The sequence below is a fragment of the Rhizobium sp. P1_C7 genome (assembly GCF_056406295.1).
Genome location: NZ_JBFUAL010000004.1, coordinates 158,640 through 179,332, shown reverse-complemented (window position 1 = coordinate 179,332; position 20,693 = coordinate 158,640). Strand labels below are relative to the sequence as shown.

Here is a 20,693-nt window from a genome sequence, read left to right as displayed (position 1 = left end):
CGGCCGGAATGACCGATCAGTTTGTTCAGAATGCGTCAGCAGCCGCCTCGGCGACCAGGAGCAGTTCGCCGCGATCTGCGCTTATTTGCCGGTCCTGTCTTCCGGATCCAGCAGGCGATGCATATGGACAATAAAATAACGCATGTGCGCATTGTCCACAGTGGACTGCGCCTTAGACTTCCAAGCCGTCAATGCGGAGGCGTAGTCCGGGAAAATACCGACAATATCCAGGCCGCTGAGATCGCGGAACTGGACGTCGTCAAGACTCTCCAGTTCACCGCCAAAAACGAGGTGCAACAGCTGCTTCTTCTCACCGGAATTCGTCATCGTAGTCTCTTTCCTTGTCTGCTCCTCCGCCGCTTCATCTGAGGGATTTTGACGAAAACGTCAACTGCCTCATCGCGCGCCGACGTGCGTTATCAAGTCGTTCAGACGCTGCCGGGAAGCGGCACAAAGTTCGCCGTGGCGGACCTCCGCCTTGTTGTAGACGAGATCGTTTCCATCGAGATCGACGAGACCTCCGCCTGCCCGCTCCAAAATGAGATCGGCTGCAGCAAGATCCCAGTCGTGCGAATTGCGCTTGACGAAGGTTCCGTCGATACTGCCGTCGGCCACCATTGCAATGCGATAGGCAAGCGAGGGCACGTGCCTGACGCGCTCGATCCGGCGCCGCAGCATCTCCGGAAATCCGCTGAGTACGTCTTCGGCGATGGCGAAACGTGCGGGCGTTTCCAGCGCCGATGCCGATACCGTGATAGGTTTGCCGTTCTTCAGCGCCACACCGCCCGCCGTCGCTTCGTAAAACTCATCCAGAGCAGGCGCGTACAGTACGCCGGCGACCGGCCGGCCGCGATGGACAACGGCGACGCTCACGCACCAGAGGGTCTGGCCAGCCAGAAACGCCCGGGTACCGTCGATCGGATCGATGATGAACAGCGTTGCCCGGGAGAGCCGTTCTTGATTGTCGTCCGTCTCCTCGGAAAGCCAGCCGTAGTCCGGGCGCGCGGTGCGAAGGATGGCCTGAAGCGTTTCGTTGGCGGCAAAATCGGCGGCGCTGACGGGGGATCTGCCCTCGTTCTTCCACCACACCTCCGGCGACCGGTTGAAATGGCTGAGAGCGACGGCGCCCGCCTGCCTTGCAGCGTCAGCGATCAATTCCAGATCGCTCTGCCAGCGGGCCATATCCACGTCGCTCATTCCTTCAATCCAATCCGTCAGCGGCCCGCAAGCGTCATGCCTTCGATCGCGAGCGTCGGCGCAGCGACCCCATACTTGCGGTCGATGTCGTTTGCCGGCGTCACCCGCATGAACATGTCTTTCAGGTTTGACGCAATCGTAACCTCCGAAACGGCAAAGGTCAGTTCACCGTTTTCGATCCAGAAGCCAGTGGCGCCGCGGCTGTATTCGCCGGTAATCATGTTGACGCCCTGGCCGATCAGCTCGGTGACGTAGAAACCGTTCCCGACGCTGCGGATCAGATCCTCGGGCGACACCATGCCTGGCTCAAGCGCAAGGTTCGTCGACGCAGGCGTCACCGCGTTACCGCCGCGCACGCCGCGTCCATTGGTTTCCATCCCGATTTCGCGCGCCGTCGATGTCGACAGGAACCAGTGCTTCAGCATGCCGTCCTCGATCATCACCAGCCTCTCGCCGGAGATGCCTTCGCCATCAAAGGGACGTGACGACGGACCGCGCACGATCAACGGGTCATCTGTGATCGACAGCCCCGCCTTGAGGACCTGCTGGCCCATCCTGTCACGCAGGAAGCTCGTCTTACGGGCAACCGAGGCGCCGTTGATTGCACCTGCGATGTGGCCGACGAAGCCGCGGGCAACACGCGGATCGAAGATCACGGTGACGTCCTTGCCGGTATCGACCTGACGCGGGTTAAGACGCTTGATCGCCCGCTCGCCGGCACGCCGGCCGATATCGGACGCATCGTCCAGCTCGGCGAAATAGATGCGGCTGTCAAAATCGTAGTCGCGCTCCATGCCAGTACCCTCGCCCGCAATGACGCTGACAGAGCGACCGAAGCGAGACGCCATGTAGCTGCCCTCGAAGCCGTGCGAGGTGACGAGAACGAGGCCGCCCGTGCCGGCAGACGCGCCGGCGCCGGACGAATTGGTGACGCCCTTGACCGCCAGCCCTGCGGCCTCGGCCGCAAGAGCGGCCTCCGCCAGTTGATCGGACGACACCTCGGTCGTGTCGAGCAACTGCAGGTCGGGATAGGACGTCGCGAGCTTGTCCTCATCAGCGAGGCAGGCGAACGGGTCTTCCGGCGATACCTTGGCCATGGCAACGGCACGCTCAGCAAGGGCGGAAAGATCAAAGCCCGGATTGGCGGAAACACTCGCAACGCGCTTGCCGATGAAGACGCGCAGCGAGAAATCGTCGCTTTCGGACGATTCCGTTCCCTCCACCTTGCCAAGGCGCACGCTGACTGATTGCGAGCGGGAGCGCACGACGACCGCATCGGCGGCGTCGGCTCCTGCCTTCTTCGCGAGGTCGATCAGCTGGCTAGCGCGGGAAAGAAGCGTCGAGGAGTCGATTTTAGAGGACATGATTTGGCCTTTCCTTCGCGTTCCATTTATTGTGCGCTACGGAAAGCATCAAGGCCGGGAGCGCCGATTCTTTTCAGTCCTGCTTGCGCCGCCTTCCCACCGAGAAAGAATGCCGCACCATGTCCGAGCCGAACGCGATTTTTACTGAAACGATCATGCTGCTCGGCGGCGCCGTCGTATCGGCACCGATCTTCAAGCGGCTTGGGCTTGGAACGGTGCTCGGCTACCTCGCAGCCGGGATCGTGATCGGTCCCGTCTTTCATGGACTTACGGACGGCGAGCAGATCCTGAACGTCGCCGAGCTTGGCGTCGTCTTCCTGCTGTTCATCATCGGCCTGGAGCTGAAACCAAGTCGCCTGTGGCAGATGCGGCGCGACATTTTCGGGCTCGGAACCGCCCAGGTGGGGGTGACCGGGCTACTGCTGACGCTGCTGGCCCATCTTTCCGGCATTCTCGACTGGCGGGGGAGCATCATCGCCGGCTTCGGACTTGCGCTCTCCTCCACCGCTTTCGCGATGCAGATTCTCGACGACCAGGGCGAGGTGAACTCGCGGTACGGCCAGCGCTCCTTCTCGATGCTTCTGTTCCAGGATCTGGCCATCGTGCCGTTGCTGGCGCTGATCAACATTCTCGACACCAGCAAGGGGCACGGCGCGCCGATTCTCGATTTCGCCCTGGCGATCGGCGCCATCGGCGCGATGGTCGTCATGGGCCGATACCTGCTGACGCCGCTTTTTCAGGTCATCGCCCGCACCGGAGCGCGCGAGGCGATGATCGCGGCCGCGCTCTTCGTGGTCATGGGGTCGGCGAGCCTGATGCAGTTTGCCGGTCTCTCGATGGCCATGGGTGCGTTTCTTGCCGGCGTGATGTTGGCGGAATCCTCCTATCGGCACGAGCTGGAGGCCGATATCGAGCCCTTCCGCGGTGTGCTGCTTGCCATTTTCTTCATTGCCGTCGGACTGTCGCTTCATCTGGACGTGCTTTGGGACAATGCATTCCTCATCGTCGTCACGGTGCCTGTCATCATGACCGCAAAAGGAATCGTCATCTATGCTCTCTGCCGCTTGACCGGCTCCTCCCGCGACGATGCGATCCGTATCGCCTTCCTGTTGCCGCAGGGCGGCGAATTCGGCTTCGTGCTGTTTTCTGCAGCGGGCGCAGCCGGCCTGATGCCTTCGAGCACGTCATCCCTGCTGATCGCGATCATCACGCTCTCCATGGCGCTCACGCCGATCGGCGTCATATTGTCGAAAAGGTTGCTGAAGGGGGAGGAACGGGAACAGATCGACGAGGATTTCGCGGGGGCCGGCGCCGATGTCCTGATGGTCGGGTTCTCCCGCTTCGGGCAGATCGCGGCACAGATACTGCTAGCCGGCGGGCGTGCGGTAACCGTAATCGACGTTTCCGCCGACCGTATCCGCCAAGCCTCATCCTTCGGCTTCCGCATATATTTCGGCGACGGCACCCGCAAGGACGTGTTGCGGGCCGCCGGCATCGACCATGCCAAGATCGCCGTAGTCTGCACGCAGAAGCGCGAAGTCACCGACAAGATCGTGGAACTCGTGAAGGCGGACTACCCGCACGCGAAGCTCTTCGTGCGCTCCTTTGACCGCATCCATTCGATTGCACTGCGCAACCTCAACGTCGACTACGAACTGCGCGAGACGCTGGAATCCGGCTTGCTGTTCGGGCGGCGGACGCTGGAAGCGCTCGGAATCAGTGAAACTGACGCCTACGAGATCGGCGAGGATATCCGCCGCCGCGACGAACAGCGCCTGGTGCTGCAGGTCTCGCAAGGATTGCAGGCGGGACGCGATATGCTGTTCTCGCAACCGGTCAAGCCCGAGCCGCTGATGAAGCCCAAACGCCCTGCAGACTTCGATGATGATGATCTTCTGGCCGGCACCGCAGAAGCGACAGCGGACGCCTAGGGCATTGCCGCCTTTCTCCGAAAAGCGAAAGCCCTCTAGCCTTTTTCCACGCAATTCCGAACGCTGGAATTGCTCTAAGCCCTGAGGCGCGCTTCGATCTCACGATCAATCGCATATTTCAGCTCGTCCTTGACGCCGACCGACATGGTGAGAACGTCTCTCGCCTTCAGGAAATCCATGACGCCAGTGCGTCCGACCGCGGGGCGTAGAAAGATATGCGGCGGCTGCAGCCTGAGCTTCAGCGAGATTGCGGTCTGCATCATCAATTGGCCAGAGCCGAATATACTTTCCATGCGGTTCGGGATGTGGGTTCCATCACCTTCGGGTGCGCCGACCACATCGATGCCTATGACGATATCCGCACGATCCATCAGGCATTCGTAAGGGACCGGATTGCTGATGCCGCCATCGATCATCACACGCCCATGCAGGCGAACCGGCATGAAGACGGCGGGTATGGCGGACGATGCGGCAAGCGCCGGGAAAAGCTCACCCTTATTCACAAGCACTTCGGCCTGACCGTAATAGTCAGTCGCCGTCACAGTCATCGGGATAGTGAGATCCTCGAAGCGCTCGGGCAATTCGGCAGGCAGGAAAGCCTTGAGGATGCGCTCCAGGTTGAACTGACCAATGCGAACCCCGTTGGCGACAGCGTCGCGCACCGTTTGCGGACGAAGCCCCCAGAGCCGGCTGACGACCGCCCCCTTGTTGCCTACAGTCATCAGCGCATGCTCGCGGATGGCGGCACCGGTCATCCCGGCCGCCATGCCGGCGCCCATGATCGCGCCGATCGAGGAGCCCGATATCGCAACTGGGCGAATTCCGAGCTCGTCAAGGGTTTCGATAACGTGGATGTGCGAGAGGCCACGAGCACCGCCACCGCCGAAGGCGACGGCAATTCTCGGCAAGGACGACCCACCCGGCGCTTCTTGTGTGGCAGGCACCCCGGTACTGGTCATCTCGGCCTGCTGCACCTCTACCCCCACGACGGTCCGCTATTTACTGAGGCTGATAGCGGAAGAAATGAACCCTGGTATCGCCGAAAATGCGGCTTTCCAGGAAGACATACGAAGGATCGACAGAAACGGCAACGTCGGCGCGTTCTTCGAGCACGGCAATTGCACCTGGCTCCAGCCAGCCACCTTTTGCAGCGGTTGCCATCGCCTTTTCACCGAGGCCCTTGCCATAAGGCGGGTCGGCGAAGAGCATCTGGAACGGCTCCAGATTGCCGACGCTGCCGAGATCTGTTGCGTCGCGTCTCAAGATGCGCGTCTTGCCGTGGAGGCCGAGCGCATCGATGTTTTCCCAGAGTAGCGCCCTGCCCTCGACGCTGTTTTCGACGAACAGTGCGTGACGGCAGCCGCGCGATACGGCCTCAAGGCCGACGGCGCCGGTGCCGGCAAACAGGTCCAGTATCCGGGTGCCATCAACGCATTCCGAATAGGCATGGCTCAAAATATTGAACAGGCTCTCACGCGTCCGGTCGGCAGTCGGCCGGATGTCATTTGACTTTGGTACGGCGAGCGGCCGTCCGCGAAACTCACCGCCGACGATCCGCACCGCGCGTCATTCCCTTCCCTTTAGGTCCACCACGCGACGGCCCGCCCCCAGGCTTGCCACCGCCACTCGGCCGGTCGCCCGCAGGTTTACCGGAGAAACTCTTGGCCCCACCGGGCTTGCCGCCGAAGCTCTTGCCACGCGGCTTGTCGCTGTAGGGCCGGGCGCCCTGGGGCCCGTCACCGGCCGGACGCTCGGAGCGTGCTTCGCCGGAAAAGCTCTTGGCGCGCGGACGCTCGTCGCCCTCAGCACGCGGGCGGCGCGGCTTGTCGCCGAAGGGGCGTGCGGGACGATCGCCAGCCTCCTCGCGCGGCTTGCGGTCCCCGCGGGGTTTGTCACCAAAGGGACGATCACCACGAGCCGGGCGATCACCGGCCGGACGCTCAATGCGTGCCGGACGATCACCATAAGGTCTGTCGCTACGTGCCGGACGATCACTGCGGGCAGGACGGTCGGCATAGGAACGGGGACGATCGCCACCCTCTTCGCGCGGCTTGCGATCGCCGCGGGGCTTGTCGCCGAACGGCCGGTCACCGCGCGCCGGGCGCTCCCCGGCTGGCCGGTCGCCACGGGGAGGACGGTCGCCATATGGTCTGCCTCCACGGGCGGTACGATCGCCAGAGGGGCGGTCGCCGCGAGGCGGACGGTCGCCGAAAGGCTTGTCGCCCCGCGCGCCACGATCGCCAGATGGGCGATCGCCGGGGCGCTTGCGGCCACCCTCTTCCTTGCTGACTTCGCTGGAACGGATCCACTCGCCTTCGTCATCGCGTGCGCGGTTGATCTGGACGCGCGGACCGGTGTCGTCGTGGCGGGTCGGCTGCGGCTTGGCGCGGCCGGGCTTCTCGCCTCGCTTGAGCGCGGTCTGGGCATTCTTTTCGGCCTTGGCGGCGGCCTTCTCGCCCAGCGGGCGGGCGCCTGGCGCCATCCAGACGTTGGCGTTGCGGCGGCTGCCGAGCGCCGGGCGCTTGGGACGGTCGTCTTCCTTCCGCGGGCCATCGCGGCCACCACCATCGCGGCGATCATCGCGCTTGGTGTCGAGGCGGCTCAAGGCGCGTTCGCGCTTGTCTTCAGGCTTCCAGGAGCGCTCGCGGCGTTCCGGCTTGGCCTCAACCTCTTCTTCGGCGGCAACAGCCGGCGCATTGTAGATCGGCGCGTCGAAATTGGCCTTGGCATCCTCGATCAGGCGGGGGCCGAGCTGGTCGCGCAGCGTGCGACCGCGCACCTCGACAACCTCGCGTTCCGGCAGATCACCGAGCTGGAAGGGTCCGTATGAAATGCGGATCAGGCGGTTGACGTCGAGGCCGAGCGCGCCGAGCACGTTCTTGATCTCGCGGTTCTTGCCTTCGCGAAGGCCCATCGTCAGCCAGACGTTGGAGCCCTGCGTGCGGTCGAGCGTCGCTTCGATGGCGCCATAGAGCACGCCGTCGACGGCGATGCCGTCCTTCAGCTTGTCGAGTGCATCCTGGTCGATCTCGCCGTGGGCGCGCACGCGGTAGCGGCGCAGCCAGCCCGTCGTGGGCAGTTCCAGCGCGCGGGCAAGGCCACCGTCGTTGGTGAGCAGCAGCAGGCCTTCGGTATTGATATCGAGACGTCCGATCGACATGACGCGCGGCAGATCGTCCGGTAGATTGTCGAAAACGGTCGGGCGGCCCTCCGGATCGGAGTTGGTGGTCACGAGGCCTGCCGGCTTGTGATAGAGCCAGAGGCGCGTGCGCTCAATGCCGCGGATCGGCATGCCGTCCACTTCGATCCTGTCCTCGAGCGTCACGTTGACAACAGGCGTGTCGAGAAGCTTGCCGTTCAGCGTGACGCGGCCTTCCATGATCATGCGTTCGATATCGCGGCGCGAGGCAACGCCGGCGCGCGCCATCACCTTGGAGATGCGTTCCGCCTTGGAGTCGCTATCGGTCGTGCTCGCCTCGGTCCTGGCGACCGTCTTTGGGGGCTTTGCGCCGGATTTCGGAGCGTCATCGCGCGAAGATGGCTTGCCGCCAGGCCGTTTTGGCTTGTCTTTGAATGTCATTTGTTGTTTGCCTGCCTTTTGGGCCTGTCTATCAGGTCGCGCCCCTGCGGTTAAGTGGAAATTGTCGAGTCGTGAAGACAAATCAATTTATGGATCTGGCGCTCGATGAAGCGCGTGCCGCGGGCGAGCGCGGCGAGGTGCCGATCGGCGCCGTGCTGGTATTCGACGGCGCCGTAGTCGCACGCTCCGGCAACCGCACGCGCGAGCTGAACGACGTCACCGCCCATGCGGAAGTCGCGGTCATCCGAAAGGCCTGCGAATCGCTCGGCCAGGAACGACTGACGGGCGCCGACCTCTACGTGACGCTGGAGCCGTGCACGATGTGCGCGGCCGCCATTTCGTTCGCCCGGATCCGCAGGCTCTACTACGGAGCGGAAGACCCGAAGGGTGGCGCTGTCCACAACGGCATACGCTTCTTTGTGCAACCTACATGTCACCATGCACCAGATGTCTACTCAGGCCTGCAAGAAACCGTGTCTGCGGATATCCTGCGGACATTCTTTATGCAGAAGAGATAGATGATGCAGAAGAGATAGATGCCATGACGTTGCTTGCCTACATCGTCGCCGCCATGCTCGCACTGGCGGGTTTTGCCTACGTCAAGATCGCACGCGACAGTCGGTCCGTGCCGATTTAATGGTGTCTGTCCGGGAAAGTAAACTGGTCCCGCGCCGCGTGCGCTGGCTTTCGCCTCCATACCGATGCGGGCGATCGCGCTGATGGCGGTCCTTGCTGCTACCGGGGCCGGGTATACCAGGGATATCGGGCTGGTGGGCATTCTGCTGTTCGCGTGCCAAGCCCTGCACATTGTGCCCGTTTCCAGCTGGTCAAAACGAAAACGGGGCTTACGCCCCATTCGATCCGACTACTGAAGAAGATTCCACCACTGCTTGCCGGAGCCGGCAACGGCAGCTTCCTTCTTCTTCTTCTTCTGCTTCTTGAGTTCAGGTTCGCCGAGATCGTCGAGCTTCGAAGGATCGTCGGCCTGGCGGTACTCCGTCGGCGGATCGGAAATGGAGCGGCGCTGATCGAGATAGGCACCCTTCTGGATGGCGCGCGCCTCGCGGAAGGCCTCGGTCTGTGCCTGAGTTGTGCGGCGGCCGCCTTCGATTGCGTTGCTTGCCAGCGGCGAGCGGAAGCTCGACTTATCGCTGTTGTCGTCCGCATCCTTGACCAGGCGCGCGCGGGTTTCTTCCGGCGATTCGATCCACTGCGGATTATCCTTGCTGGCGATCGATTGTTGCGGCTCGACCAGCGTTTCCTTAGCGGCTGTGGAAGGCAGCACCAGAGCCGGGCGCGGCGTATATTTCACGCCTTTGTTCTTCGGTTCGGAACCGGTGATCGAGGTCGACTGGCCGATGTCGTCCGTCAGCTGCTGGAACGCCGTCTTGTCTGTGCCGTAGCGCGGGCCGCTGGTGCAGCCTGACATCATCGAGCTGCCTGCCATCGCAACAGTCAGGCAGAAGCCCAAATGGAACCAACGCTTCGGTAACATGAAAACCCTTCCAGCAATGCCGGTGCAATCATTGCCCAAAAAACCGGACAATCGTCCCCCTGACGGAAAAATCCGGCCATTTTCAGGCAGCTTTTACCGGATGGACCACGAATGCGCAATTCACCCGGTAATATTCTTCAGTTTTGCACCGCTAGTTCACGAAGTGCCGCCGCATCGCGGGCAGAGACGTCCGGATAATCGGCATCGGATCCGACATCGGTCGTGATCCGCCACGAGCGTGCGCACTTCGTACCTTCGGCAAGGTTCGGCTCGACGCTCACCTGCGGAACGTCGGAAAGACGGAACGCATCGGCCGGGCCTTCGGCGCCGTCGATCGAGATGCCCGAGGTAATGCAGATCTCCTCGAAGTCCTGACCTTCCAGTGCCTTGAGCAGCGCAGGATCCGCGATGTGCACCACTGGGGCGGCTTCAAGCGACGAGCCTATGCGCTTGTCCTTGCGTTCGATTTCGAGCGCACCCGTGACAACGGTGCGCACGGCCCGGATCTTCTTCCACTTCTCCGCCAGCGCCTCGTTCTTCCACTCCGCCGGAATGGCCGGGAACTGCTCGAGGTGGACGGAAACCGCCGACGGGTTGCGCGACAGCCATGCCTCTTCCGTCGTGAAGGGCAACATAGGTGCCAGCCAGGTTACCATGCAATCGAAGATCGTGCGGATGACATGCAGGCTGGCGCGGCGACGCAGGCTCGACGGCGCATCGCAGTAGAGCGCATCCTTTCGAATATCGAAGTAGAAGGCCGAGAGCTCGACGTTGGCAAAGTCGATGAGCGCGCGGGCGATCTTCTTGAAGTCGAAGGCGTCGTAGTTTTCGCGTACCAGCTGGTCGAGTTCTGCCAGACGATGCAGCATCAGCTGCTCCAGTTCAGGCAGATCGCCGAGCGCGATGACTTCGCCCTTGTCGTGCGCGAGCGTGCCGAGCATCCAGCGGATGGTGTTGCGCAGCTTGCGATAGGCGTCGACATTGGTCTGGATGATCGTCTTGCCGACGCGCAGGTCGTCCGCATAATCCGAGGTCATGACCCACAGACGCAGGATGTCGGCGCCGGCGTCCTTCATGATTTCCTGCGGCGACGTGACGTTGCCCTTGGATTTCGACATTTTCTCGCCCTTCTCGTCCATGGTGAAGCCATGAGTGAGGACGGCGTTGTAAGGTGCGCGACCGCGGGTGGCAGCCGATTCCAGCAGCGAAGAGTGGAACCAGCCGCGATGCTGGTCGGAGCCTTCGAGATAGAGATCGGCCGGCCATTTCAGGTCAGGGCGGTCTTCCAGCGTGAAGGTGTGGGTGGAGCCCGAGTCGAACCAGACATCGAGAATGTCCATGACCTGCTTCCAGGCCTCATTCGACTTCTTGCCGAGGAAGCGTTCGCGCGCACCTTCGGCAAACCAGGCATCGGCACCTTCCTTCTCGAAGGCTTCGAGGATCCGGGCGTTGACCTCGTCGTCCTGAAGGATCTCGCCCTGCTCGTCGACGAACACGCAGATCGGCACGCCCCACGCCCTTTGACGCGACAGCACCCAATCCGGGCGTCCTTCGATCATGGCGCGCAGGCGGTTCTGGCCGGCAGCGGGCACGAAGCGGGTGTCGTCGATGGCGTTAAGCGCACGAGAGCGCAAGGTTGTGCCGTCGGCAAGGTTCTTGTCCATGTAGACGAACCACTGCGGCGTGTTGCGGAAGATGACCGGCTTCTTCGAGCGCCACGAATGTGGATAGGAGTGCTTCAGGCGACCGCGGGCGAAGAGGTTTTCCGCACCGATCAGCGCCTTGATCACCAGATCGTTGGCGTTGCCCTTCTTTCCGTTATCATCCATGACACGACCGCCCTCGAAGCCGGGGGCGTCAGCAGTGTAGAAACCGGCGTCGTCGACGGTGAAGGGGATCTTCGACGAGATGCCGCGCGCTTCGAGGGTGCGGGCTCCCGCCGTCCAGGCGTCAAAGTCTTCGCGGCCGTGGCCGGGGGCCGTGTGCACGAAGCCGGTACCGGCGTCGTCGGTGACGTGGTCGCCGTCGAGCAGCGGAACCTTGAAGTCGTAGCTGAGGGAGGCCAGCGGGTGGGCGCAGGTGATCGCAGCAAGATCATCAGCCGACACATCGCGCAGGCGCTTGAACTGCAGCTTGGCCTTGGCAAAGGACTCTTCCGCCAGCTTGTCGGCGAAGATCAGCTTTTCGCCGGGTCGCGGACCGAAGTCGTTTTCGGCGGCCGCTACCTCGTAGAGCCCGTAAGAAACGCGCGACGAATAGGCGATCGCACGGTTGCCGGGGATCGTCCACGGGGTTGTGGTCCAGATGACGATGGAGGCGTCGCCGAAAGCCGCAGGACCTTCAACGACTGGAAATTTTACCCAGATCGCGTCACTCTCGACATCATGGTACTCGACTTCGGCTTCGGCTAGCGCCGTGCGCTCGACGACCGACCACATGATCGGCTTGGAGCCGCGGTAGAGCTGACCGGTCTTTGCGATCTTCAGCAGTTCTCCGGCGATGCGCGATTCCGCGTGGAAGTTCATCGTCGTGTAGGGATTGTCGAAATCGCCCTCGATGCCGAGTCGCTTGAACTCCTCCGCCTGGATCTTGATCCAGCCGGCGGCGAAGTCGCGGCATTCTTGGCGGAATTCGTTGACCGGAACCTCGTCCTTGTTCTTGCCCTTCTCTCGGTACTTTTCCTCGATCTTCCATTCGATCGGAAGACCGTGGCAGTCCCAGCCGGGCACGTAGTTGGCGTCGAAGCCGCGCATCTGGAACGAGCGGTTGATGACGTCCTTGAGGATCTTGTTCAGCGCGTGGCCGATATGGATGTTGCCGTTGGCATAGGGAGGGCCATCGTGCAGCACGAATTTTTCGCGTCCGGTGGCGGACGCGCGGAGCTTCTTGTAGAGACCCATCTGCTGCCAGCGGGCAACCGTTTCCGGCTCCTTCTGCGGCAGGCCGGCGCGCATCGGGAAATCGGTTTCGGGCAGATAGAGGGTCTTCGAGTAGTCGATCTTTTCGGCTGTATCGGTCATGTCTAGCAATCGTCTCTGGCGCCTCGGGATGGGCGCAACGGGCTTGAAAATGTTTGGCGACGGAGGCGCTCGTTTGCCGAGCGCCAAAAACCCGGACCTTCCGGCCGCTTAGCGCGCGCGGAAGGCCGGGCCGATAATTCGTATCGTGATCGCCAGCCGGAATTTACTCATCGCGCCGGTTCATAGGCGCTTTTGGCGCGAAAAGGAAGAGGGAATTGGGTTTGAAACCGGTGGCTGAAGAAGTCTGAAAGTCACGGAAAACAGATCCTGCGATCCAGCCTGCCAAGCGGCTGTACGCCTGAAAGGAGCGCCCTAGCCTCCTCCTCGTCAAGCTTGATCTGCCTGACCAGCGGCTCAAGGCCGTCGAATTTCAACTCCGGGCGGAGAAAGCCGAAGAAGGACACGCAACAGATCTGGCCGTAGAGATCGCCGCTGAAATCGAAAAGATAGGTTTCGAGAAGCGGCGCGCCGGTGTCGGTCACGGTCGGGCGCCGGCCGTAGCTCGCCACCGCATCGTGGAGGGTGCCGTCGGCCAGACGGAAGCGGACGGCGTAGATGCCGGCTCTCAGCTCGACTTCCGGCGGCAAGCGCATGTTGGCGGTCGGGAAGCCGAGCTGCCGTCCGAGTTTTTCGCCGTCGATCACCTCAGCCTCGACGGTATAGTGATAGCCGAGCATGGCAGCGGCCTCGCTGACATCTCCGTCCTTCAGCCGTTCGCGGATGCGACTAGATGACACGACGTCGGCGTTCTCGTCGCGAAACGCATCGATCAGCGTCACGCCGAAGCCGTATCTGCTGCCGGCATCCATTAGGAACGCGGGACCGCCCTCGCGTCCGCGGCCGAAGTGGAAATCAACGCCGGTGACGACTTCCGACGCACCCAGCCAATCCGTGAGGATCGAATGGATAAAGTCTTCGGCGGAACGCTGGGAGAACGCGAGGTCGAAGGGGTACTCGATGACAGCATTGAACCCCATGGCCTCAAGAATGCGCGCGCGCAGCCGAGCGGGTGTGATGCGGAAGACAGGGTTTTCCGGTCGGAAGACGGTGCGCGGATGCGGCTCGAACGTCAGCACGAGCGCCGGGACACCGCGCTCTTTGGCAATATACAGGGCTCTGTCCAGCACCGATTGGTGGCCGCGATGGACGCCGTCGAAATTGCCGATGGCGATGACGCCGCCACTCAGATGGGCGGGCAATGGGTCGCGGGTTTCGTTACGGTGAAAGACGGTCATCGGCTGGCTTTTCTTATGCATGGGCTCTTATATCAGGCGGGGCATCCACCACTTCGGCGTCGCTCTTTCGCGCTCCAGGTAGGCTGTGAGGATCGCCTCGTCGGCCTCCCCATTCAACGTGTACTCCTTTGCATGGATGCCGCCGCTGATATAGAGGAGATCAAGGCCGTAATCGAGAGCGCCGCGCACGTCAGTCGGCATGCCGTCACCGATCGCCAGAACGCGCTCCAGCGGAAAATCGCCATGCACTTGTCGGGCAACGGAGAGAACCGCCTCATAGATCGGCGTGTGCGGCTTGCCGGCAATGCGGGTCTCGCCGCCAAGCTGCGTGTAGTAGGCCGCCATGGCGCCTGCGCAGGGAATGATGCGGTGGCCGCGCTCGACAACGAGATCGGGATTTGCGCAGATCATCGGCACATTGCGCGCCCGAAAATCCGTCAGCATCTCGGTGTAGTTTTCCGGGGTTTCCGTCTCGTCGTCGAAGAAGCCGGTGCAGACGACGCTATCGGCTTCCCTGGCGTCGACGCGTTCCACGCCGAGGCCTTCGATAAGGGCCACATCGCGCTCCGGGCCGAGCAGAAAGACCTTCCTGGGGCCGTCCGCAATCAGGCGGCGGGTCACGTCGCCCGACGTCACGATCCGGTCATAGGCACCGTCCTGGATTCCGATCTGCTGAAGCTGTGTCACCACCTGCGGCGCAATGCGCGGAGAATTGGTGATGAGGACAACCGTCAGGCCCTCGCCGCGGGCGGCCTCGAGCGCCGCAGCGGCTTTCGGGAAGGGGTCGATGCCATTGTGCAGGACACCCCATACATCGCAGAACACCGCGTCGTACCGGCTGGTGATTTCCGCAAGGTTCTCGATCCGCTTGGCCATTCCGATTTCCCGATTTGCGTAGAGTGACGGCTGACATGGCAAAGGCATGGCGCGATGGCAAGGCATTTTGCGGTTGGCGGCTGCAAAAAAGTCCGCCGGACAGGCGTTACAGAAATATCTCGCTGGCCTTCACCAGCAGGCCGGTCAGCGCGCAAACCGCGAGGATCTTCACCATCCCGAGCTTGAAACGGAAGAGCAGCACAGAGGCGACAAGAAAAAGTCCTAGCGCGGCGACATCCAGTGTTCGCCATTCCGGGCAGGCGAGGCTGACCAGCGGCAGTCCCGCCCCTCGCGTCAGCAACGCAATACGTCCCACCTCGGCAAAGAGCACGTGCAGACCGAACCAGAGTGCCAGGTTGAGAATGACGCCGACGACGGCGGCCATAATCGCAGACATGGCTGCCGAAAGCGTCCCATTATCGCGCAGCTTCTCGATGAACGGGGCGCCGGCGAAGATCCAGATGAAGCTCGGAACGAACGTCGCCCACGCCGCAAGCGATGCGCCAAGCAGACCGCCCGCCAGCGGCGCCATGGCGATCGTGTTGCGGAACCCGGCAAGGAAGCCCACGAAGCAGAGCACCAGCACCAGCGGGCCCGGCGTCGTCTCGGCAAGCGCCAGACCATCCAGCATCTCGCTGGGCTTCAGCCAGGCGTATTGTCCGACAGCGACCTGCGCGACGTAGGACAGAACGGCATAAGCGCCACCGAAGGTGATGACCGCCATGTTGGAAAAGAAGACGAAGACCGCACCGAAAACGTTCGTCTCGCCGGTCAGCGTCTCGGCAATCAGGTCTGCCGGCCCATCCAGACTGCGCACAAGAAGCAGAGGCGACTGCCAGACAAGTATCCAGAACACGAGGACGAGGAGGGGCCTGGCGATGGAATGCGTCGTCAGCGGCGGAAAATAGGGGCGCCTTGCCACGTCCGCCGGCGGGTCGTTCCTTTGCTCATATCGCATCATCGCAAAGCCGGCAGCGCCCGCCAGGATCACGACGAGCGGAAACGGCAGGTTCAGGAGGAACAGCGCCAAGAACGAGACAGCTGCGATGTAGTAGTGAAAGCGGCTCTTCAGCGCCCGGCGTCCCAGCCTCAGCAGCGCCTCGATGACAATGGCGAGAACCGCGGCCTTGAGCCCGAAGAAGAGGGCCGAGAGCCAGGCCGCGTCCTGAAAATACGCGTAGAGGCCCGATAGCACCAATATGACGGCGAAGCCTGGCAGGACGAAGAGCAGCCCGGCCAGCAACCCGCCGCGGATACCGTGCATGAGCCAGCCGATGTAGGTTGCCAACTGCTGCGCCTCCGGTCCCGGCAGCAGCATGCAGTAGCTCAATGCGTGCAGGAACCGCTCTTCCGAGATCCAGCGCTTTTCCTCGACGATGACCTTGTGCATCAGCGCAATCTGGCCCGCAGGCCCGCCGAAGCTCAGACAGCCCATCTTTGCCCAAACGCGCGTTGCCTCCTGAAGCGACGGAGCCGCGACCACGTCATCGGCCGGGGTTATTTCATTCACGGTCTTTTGCCCCTCGCCCGGCCGTCGGCGCGATCGTGTTTTCTCGGCGCCGCGCTGTTCGATATCATTGGCATGGTTATGCGACAATCCCAACTTGCTGGCCCAATGCGATGGCAAGGAGACGGGCAGCTCGGCTGCGTCGCAGGATTTCCGTCACAGGGTTAATGCGGCGGAGCCGCCGATAAGCGATTGTTTGTCCGAGACTATCTGAAAACCTAGATGATTATTCGCGGGATCGGGCTTTTTGCCATCAAAAAGTTGCACAGCCGCCCTATTGAAAATTGCAACGTTATCCTTGACTCCCCTCCGTGCCATCCCTAAATGCAGGCCGCTAGCACTCACAACAGTCGAGTGCTAACATCCATCCGTGCGGGCCGTTTCGGCCCGCGAGTGTCATTTGATCGAGGGATTAGACAATGGCAAGCACCAACTTCCGCCCCCTTCACGATCGCGTCGTTGTTCGCCGCGTTGAGTCCGAAGCCAAGACCAAGGGCGGCATCATCATTCCCGACACCGCTAAGGAAAAGCCGCAGGAAGGCGAAATCGTCGCCGTCGGTTCCGGCGCCCGCGATGAGTCCGGCAAGGTCGTCGCTCTCGACGTCAAGGCTGGCGACCGCGTTCTGTTCGGCAAGTGGTCCGGCACCGAAGTCAAGATCGACGGCGAAGACCTTCTGATCATGAAGGAAGCCGACATCATGGGTATCATCGGCTAATAAGCTGACCGCCTTTCCGACATAGCCGACGGGTCTAAAACCCGGACAACTCGAATTCAGGAGTTTCAATCATGGCAGCTAAAGAAATCAAGTTTGGCCGCACCGCGCGCGAAAAGATGCTGCGTGGCGTCGACATTCTCGCTGACGCAGTGAAGGTAACGCTCGGCCCGAAGGGTCGCAACGTCATCATCGACAAGTCCTTCGGCGCTCCGCGCATCACCAAGGACGGCGTTTCGGTCGCCAAGGAAATCGAACTTGAAGACAAGTTCGAAAACATGGGCGCCCAGATGGTCCGCGAAGTCGCTTCGAAGACCAACGACATCGCCGGCGACGGCACCACGACCGCAACCGTTCTTGCCCAGGCGATCGTTCGCGAAGGCAACAAGGCTGTTGCAGCCGGCATGAACCCGATGGACCTGAAGCGCGGTATCGACCTCGCTGTTGCCGACGTCGTGAAGGATCTCCAGGCCAAGGCCAAGAAGATCTCCACCTCGGAAGAAGTCGCACAGGTCGGCACGATCTCCGCAAACGGCGACAAGCAGGTCGGTCTCGACATTGCTGAAGCCATGCAGAGGGTCGGCAACGAAGGCGTCATCACGGTTGAGGAAGCCAAGACCGCCGAAACCGAACTCGAAGTCGTCGAAGGCATGCAGTTCGACCGCGGCTACCTCAGCCCGTACTTCGTGACCAACCCGGAAAAGATGATCGCAGACCTCGAAGACGTCTTCATTCTCCTTCACGAGAAGAAGCTCTCGAACCTGCAGTCGATGCTCCCGGTTCTCGAAGCCGTCGTCCAGACCGGCAAGCCGCTCCTCATCATCGCTGAAGACGTCGAAGGCGAAGCTCTCGCGACCCTCGTTGTCAACAAGCTGCGCGGCGGCCTGAAGATTGCTGCTGTCAAGGCTCCTGGCTTCGGCGACCGCCGCAAGGCCATGCTCGAAGACATTGCAATCCTGACCGGCGGTACGGTCATCTCCGAAGACCTCGGCATCAAGCTCGAATCCGTAACGCTCGACATGCTCGGCCGTTCGAAGAAGGTTTCGATCTCCAAGGAAAACACCACGATCGTCGACGGCGCTGGCGCCAAGTCCGACATCGAAGGCCGCGTTGCACAGATCAAGGCTCAGATCGAAGAGACCTCTTCGGACTATGACCGCGAAAAGCTGCAGGAACGCCTTGCCAAGCTCGCTGGCGGCGTTGCCGTCATCCGCGTCGGCGGCTCCACGGAAGTCGAAGTCAAGGAAAAGAAGGACCGCATCGACGACGCCCTCAACGCGACGCGCGCTGCTGTTCAGGAAGGCATCGTCCCCGGCGGCGGTATCGCTCTTCTGCGCTCTTCGACGAAGATCACCGCCAAGGGTGTAAACGACGACCAGGAAGCCGGCATCAACATCGTTCGCCGCGCTCTGCAGTCGCTGGTTCGCCAGATCGCTGAAAACGCTGGTGACGAAGCTTCGATCGTTGTCGGCAAGGTGCTCGACAAGGACCAGGACAACTACGGCTACAACGCACAGACGTCCGAGTATGGCGACATGATCGTCATGGGCATCGTCGACCCGCTCAAGGTTGTTCGCACGGCTCTGCAGAACGCTGCTTCTGTTGCATCGCTGCTGATCACCACCGAAGCCATGATCGCCGAACTGCCGAAGAAGGATGCTCCTGGCGGCATGCCTGGCGGCATGGGCGGCATGGGCGGCATGGACATGATGTGAGACTAAGGTCTCGCATCTGACAGGTTCAGTTCAGGAAGGGGCGGTCTTCGGGCCGCCCTTTTCATTTTTCGATTCGTTCGCGCATCAACCAATTTACCGCCGTTTGCAGGTAAAACGTTTTATCAGACAGAGCGGAACGGTCCACCTGGGCACCAAGCTTGCGCCAGGCTTGCGATGGCGCGCTTTTATTCAACGCTGGATTTCTTCGAACTCGCATCGATTTGTGAGGATTGTCGGATATGCCCGCTGTTGTAATCGTTTTCAGTCCATCATTTTTTGGTTGTTTAGCGTTTTTTTCGAAAACCGGCGCGTTTTTGTCCAAGTGGCGCATTGCACAGACAAAACGTGGGCGTGCAAAAAGCCATTGCCGTTTGCGAAAAAAATCCTATAAATCCGCGCTGCGTTTGCCGCTTGGTTAGACAGCGAGAGTTCCTGTGTGCCAAGGCGATCTCTATCACACGGTGCCGACGTTAAACTCGGGACTAGATTTTCAATACATAAATTATAAGTTGTATATTTTTTCCGGAAGAACTGGACGCGGTGCCATCAAATAGGGACCGGTCGTCCATATATCTTTTTCCAACTCCCCCGAGCATGACGCACGGGTGGCATAGACCTGTCCATATTGTCGGGAGCGCAGCTGGGGAACGCTGCCCCCAAAATGGGGAAAAACTTGTTTAAGATCGCCAAGACCACTGCTAACGCACCGCTCATTACGGGATCGCTGGAACTCAACGACAACGACCCTGAGATGCTCGCTGAATTCTCCGTCGCTGAAACCTGGGTCGGGGATTTGTCCAGCGGCGTGATCAGTCTGAAGGAGCGCAGCGCCACGCTTCACGGATTGTCGACGTCGGAGTGTGGCCTTCTCAGCCTCATGCGCTGCTATGACCCGAGCGATCACAATCGAATCCTGGAGATCTTCGAGCAGGCGGCGACGCGGTCGGCTTCTTTCTGTTTTTCGACGACGATCACAATGCCGAATGGCTACCGTCAGCCGCTTTTCTGCATGGGCGCGTCCAGCGGCTACGAGGACGGCTATTGGGGCAGCATTCTTGGCATGTTCGTTTTTCCGCGCCTCAAGAACAATGTTGGCGGCGCTTTCGCACACCGCCAATAAGGCGCTTCGAGCAGAATGCCAGCCTCGACAAGGCGGCTTTCCTTGACTTGCCCGCGATCAGGCTGGACGCGGGGGCATGTTCAGCCCCGTTTCGCTGGCCGGCCGCGCGATGCAACGCCCCAGCCAATCCATGACAGCGGGGAATTTCGCGTAATCCAATACCTCCCTGCCGCCATAGAAAATGTCTGCGCCGCGGATCCAGGGGAAGGTGGCGATATCGGCAATCGTGTAGAGATCGCCCATGATCCATTGACGGCCCCGGAGCCTCTCCTCCAGAACCCCGAGGAGGCGTTTCGCCTCGTCGCGGTACCGCTCCATCGGGTAGGGATTGTTCGCGACCTTGTCGGCGGCGAACTTGTAGAAGTGGCCGAACTGGCCGAGCATCGGCCCGATGCCACCCATCTGGAAGAAAACCCACTGGATCGTTTCGTACCGGCCGGCCGCATCGGTCGGAATGAGCTTTCCGGTCGTCTCCGCGAGATAAAGAAGGATGGCCCCCGATTCAAAGAGGCCGATCGGCTTTCCGTCCGGTCCGTTGGGATCGATGATCGCCGGGATGCGGCCGTTCGGGTTGAGCGATATGAACTCCGGAGATTTTTGGTCATTGGTGCCGAACGAGATCAGATGCGCCTCGTATGGCAGGCCGAGCTCTTCAAGCGCGATCGAAACCTTCACGCCGTTTGGTGTCGGAAGCGAATAGAGCTGGATGATATCGGGATTGGCGTCCGGCCAACGGGTCGTGATCGGAAATGCGGAAAGGTCTGCCATCGTGTTCTCCGTGTTTCGGTGGCCGACCATAGAAGAGGGCGGCTGGCCGTGACAAGCAGCCTCCGCCCGGATTTGTTCGTTCAATAATAGCGAACAAAGTGTCTGCGTTCGTTTATCTTTCCACGACGGCAAAAAAAGGCGACAACGTGTCATCCGAGGTCGAGACAGTGCC

18 protein-coding genes are annotated in these 20,693 nt (G+C 61.4%); 5 read left to right on the top strand and 13 right to left on the bottom strand.

Going from position 1 to position 20,693, the window contains the following annotated elements; genetic code table 11:
- Positions 1–81: 81 nt before the first annotated feature.
- The 3 genes from AC1D2R_RS07700 to AC1D2R_RS07690 form a co-directional block, all read right to left on the bottom strand.
- Positions 82–327 carry a DUF4170 domain-containing protein gene (locus AC1D2R_RS07700; RefSeq protein WP_477966391.1) on the bottom strand — a complete coding sequence of 82 codons (246 nt, stop codon included), beginning with the start codon at positions 325–327 and terminating at the stop codon, positions 82–84.
- Positions 328–396: 69 nt separating this feature from the next.
- Positions 397–1,197 (bottom strand): 3'(2'),5'-bisphosphate nucleotidase CysQ, encoded by an 801-nt coding sequence (locus AC1D2R_RS07695; protein ID WP_477966389.1) that lies wholly within the window; start codon positions 1,195–1,197, stop codon positions 397–399.
- A 17-nt stretch (positions 1,198–1,214) separates the two neighbouring features.
- Positions 1,215–2,561 carry a TldD/PmbA family protein gene (locus AC1D2R_RS07690; RefSeq protein ID WP_477966387.1) on the bottom strand — a complete coding sequence of 449 codons (1,347 nt, stop codon included), beginning with the start codon at positions 2,559–2,561 and terminating at the stop codon, positions 1,215–1,217.
- A gap of 119 nt (positions 2,562–2,680) precedes the next feature.
- Here AC1D2R_RS07690 and AC1D2R_RS07685 point away from each other — a divergent pair, with 119 nt between their 5' ends.
- Positions 2,681–4,492 (top strand): monovalent cation:proton antiporter-2 (CPA2) family protein, encoded by a 1,812-nt coding sequence (locus AC1D2R_RS07685; protein WP_477966385.1) that lies wholly within the window; start codon positions 2,681–2,683, stop codon positions 4,490–4,492.
- Between the two features lie 74 nt (positions 4,493–4,566).
- Here AC1D2R_RS07685 and AC1D2R_RS07680 read toward each other — a convergent pair whose 3' ends face one another.
- From AC1D2R_RS07680 to AC1D2R_RS07670, 3 genes are read right to left on the bottom strand one after another with little or no spacing between them, the layout of a single operon-like run.
- Entirely contained in the window at positions 4,567–5,466 is a 900-nt protein-coding gene (locus AC1D2R_RS07680) for a patatin-like phospholipase family protein (RefSeq protein ID WP_477966383.1), read from the bottom strand.
- A 25-nt stretch (positions 5,467–5,491) separates the two neighbouring features.
- A complete protein-coding gene (gene rsmD, locus AC1D2R_RS07675) occupies positions 5,492–6,052 on the bottom strand; it encodes a 16S rRNA (guanine(966)-N(2))-methyltransferase RsmD (RefSeq protein ID WP_477966381.1) in 561 nt (186 codons plus the stop codon).
- Complete coding sequence (locus AC1D2R_RS07670; protein WP_477966379.1) at positions 6,033–8,072, bottom strand: pseudouridine synthase; 2,040 nt, start codon at positions 8,070–8,072, stop codon at positions 6,033–6,035. Before AC1D2R_RS07670 ends, rsmD begins: the two co-directional genes overlap by 20 nt.
- An 89-nt stretch (positions 8,073–8,161) precedes the next feature.
- Here AC1D2R_RS07670 and AC1D2R_RS07665 point away from each other — a divergent pair, with 89 nt between their 5' ends.
- Positions 8,162–8,590 carry a nucleoside deaminase gene (locus tag AC1D2R_RS07665; protein WP_477966763.1) on the top strand — a complete coding sequence of 143 codons (429 nt, stop codon included), beginning with the start codon at positions 8,162–8,164 and terminating at the stop codon, positions 8,588–8,590.
- Between the two features lie 347 nt (positions 8,591–8,937).
- Here AC1D2R_RS07665 and AC1D2R_RS07660 read toward each other — a convergent pair whose 3' ends face one another.
- The 5 genes from AC1D2R_RS07660 to chrA form a co-directional block, all read right to left on the bottom strand.
- On the bottom strand, positions 8,938–9,567 hold the full coding sequence (locus AC1D2R_RS07660; RefSeq protein ID WP_477966377.1) for a hypothetical protein: 630 nt from the start codon (positions 9,565–9,567) through the stop codon (positions 8,938–8,940).
- Between the two features lie 137 nt (positions 9,568–9,704).
- Positions 9,705–12,587 carry an isoleucine--tRNA ligase gene (gene ileS, locus AC1D2R_RS07655; protein ID WP_477966375.1) on the bottom strand — a complete coding sequence of 961 codons (2,883 nt, stop codon included), beginning with the start codon at positions 12,585–12,587 and terminating at the stop codon, positions 9,705–9,707.
- A gap of 251 nt (positions 12,588–12,838) precedes the next feature.
- A complete protein-coding gene (locus tag AC1D2R_RS07650; protein ID WP_477966761.1) occupies positions 12,839–13,822 on the bottom strand; it encodes a bifunctional riboflavin kinase/FAD synthetase in 984 nt (327 codons plus the stop codon).
- A 27-nt stretch (positions 13,823–13,849) separates the two neighbouring features.
- Entirely contained in the window at positions 13,850–14,698 is an 849-nt protein-coding gene (locus AC1D2R_RS07645; protein ID WP_477966373.1) for a TIGR01459 family HAD-type hydrolase, read from the bottom strand.
- A gap of 106 nt (positions 14,699–14,804) precedes the next feature.
- The gene (gene chrA / locus AC1D2R_RS07640; RefSeq protein ID WP_477966371.1) at positions 14,805–16,208 is read right to left on the bottom strand and encodes a chromate efflux transporter; all 1,404 of its coding nucleotides are present in this window, start codon (positions 16,206–16,208) and stop codon (positions 14,805–14,807) included.
- A 416-nt stretch (positions 16,209–16,624) separates the two neighbouring features.
- On the opposite strand from chrA, the gene groES reads away from it, so the two are divergent.
- A complete protein-coding gene (groES, locus tag AC1D2R_RS07635) occupies positions 16,625–16,921 on the top strand; it encodes a co-chaperone GroES (protein ID WP_037059695.1) in 297 nt (98 codons plus the stop codon).
- A 71-nt stretch (positions 16,922–16,992) separates the two neighbouring features.
- Positions 16,993–18,633 (top strand): chaperonin GroEL, encoded by a 1,641-nt coding sequence (groL, locus tag AC1D2R_RS07630; protein WP_477966369.1) that lies wholly within the window; start codon positions 16,993–16,995, stop codon positions 18,631–18,633.
- 61 nt (positions 18,634–18,694) lie between these two features.
- Here the strand turns inward: groL and AC1D2R_RS07625 are convergent, their stop codons facing one another.
- Positions 18,695–18,964, bottom strand: coding sequence for a hypothetical protein (locus tag AC1D2R_RS07625; RefSeq protein WP_477966367.1), 270 nt, complete (start codon positions 18,962–18,964; stop codon positions 18,695–18,697).
- A gap of 342 nt (positions 18,965–19,306) precedes the next feature.
- On the opposite strand from AC1D2R_RS07625, the gene AC1D2R_RS07620 reads away from it, so the two are divergent.
- Positions 19,307–19,753, top strand: coding sequence for a hypothetical protein (locus AC1D2R_RS07620; protein ID WP_477966365.1), 447 nt, complete (start codon positions 19,307–19,309; stop codon positions 19,751–19,753).
- A 57-nt stretch (positions 19,754–19,810) separates the two neighbouring features.
- Here AC1D2R_RS07620 and AC1D2R_RS07615 read toward each other — a convergent pair whose 3' ends face one another.
- Entirely contained in the window at positions 19,811–20,521 is a 711-nt protein-coding gene (locus AC1D2R_RS07615) for a glutathione binding-like protein (RefSeq protein ID WP_477966363.1), read from the bottom strand.
- Positions 20,522–20,693 lie beyond the last annotated feature (172 nt).

What these genes read in the sequence shown, in the direction of transcription:
- AC1D2R_RS07700 (WP_477966391.1), bottom strand. Translation starts at nt 327, where the DNA reads ATGACGAATTCCGGTGAGAAGAAGCAGCTGTTGCACCTCGTTTTTGGC.
- AC1D2R_RS07695 (WP_477966389.1), bottom strand. Translation starts at nt 1,197, where the DNA reads ATGAGCGACGTGGATATGGCCCGCTGGCAGAGCGATCTGGAATTGATC.
- AC1D2R_RS07690 (WP_477966387.1), bottom strand. Translation starts at nt 2,561, where the DNA reads ATGTCCTCTAAAATCGACTCCTCGACGCTTCTTTCCCGCGCTAGCCAG.
- AC1D2R_RS07685 (WP_477966385.1), top strand. Translation starts at nt 2,681, where the DNA reads ATGTCCGAGCCGAACGCGATTTTTACTGAAACGATCATGCTGCTCGGC.
- AC1D2R_RS07670 (WP_477966379.1), bottom strand. Translation starts at nt 8,072, where the DNA reads ATGACATTCAAAGACAAGCCAAAACGGCCTGGCGGCAAGCCATCTTCG.
- AC1D2R_RS07665 (WP_477966763.1), top strand. Translation starts at nt 8,162, where the DNA reads ATGGATCTGGCGCTCGATGAAGCGCGTGCCGCGGGCGAGCGCGGCGAG.
- AC1D2R_RS07660 (WP_477966377.1), bottom strand. Translation starts at nt 9,567, where the DNA reads ATGTTACCGAAGCGTTGGTTCCATTTGGGCTTCTGCCTGACTGTTGCG.
- ileS (WP_477966375.1), bottom strand. Translation starts at nt 12,587, where the DNA reads ATGACCGATACAGCCGAAAAGATCGACTACTCGAAGACCCTCTATCTG.
- AC1D2R_RS07650 (WP_477966761.1), bottom strand. Translation starts at nt 13,822, where the DNA reads ATGACCGTCTTTCACCGTAACGAAACCCGCGACCCATTGCCCGCCCAT.
- AC1D2R_RS07645 (WP_477966373.1), bottom strand. Translation starts at nt 14,698, where the DNA reads ATGGCCAAGCGGATCGAGAACCTTGCGGAAATCACCAGCCGGTACGAC.
- groES (WP_037059695.1), top strand. Translation starts at nt 16,625, where the DNA reads ATGGCAAGCACCAACTTCCGCCCCCTTCACGATCGCGTCGTTGTTCGC.
- groL (WP_477966369.1), top strand. Translation starts at nt 16,993, where the DNA reads ATGGCAGCTAAAGAAATCAAGTTTGGCCGCACCGCGCGCGAAAAGATG.
- AC1D2R_RS07625 (WP_477966367.1), bottom strand. Translation starts at nt 18,964, where the DNA reads ATGCGCCACTTGGACAAAAACGCGCCGGTTTTCGAAAAAAACGCTAAA.
- AC1D2R_RS07615 (WP_477966363.1), bottom strand. Translation starts at nt 20,521, where the DNA reads ATGGCAGACCTTTCCGCATTTCCGATCACGACCCGTTGGCCGGACGCC.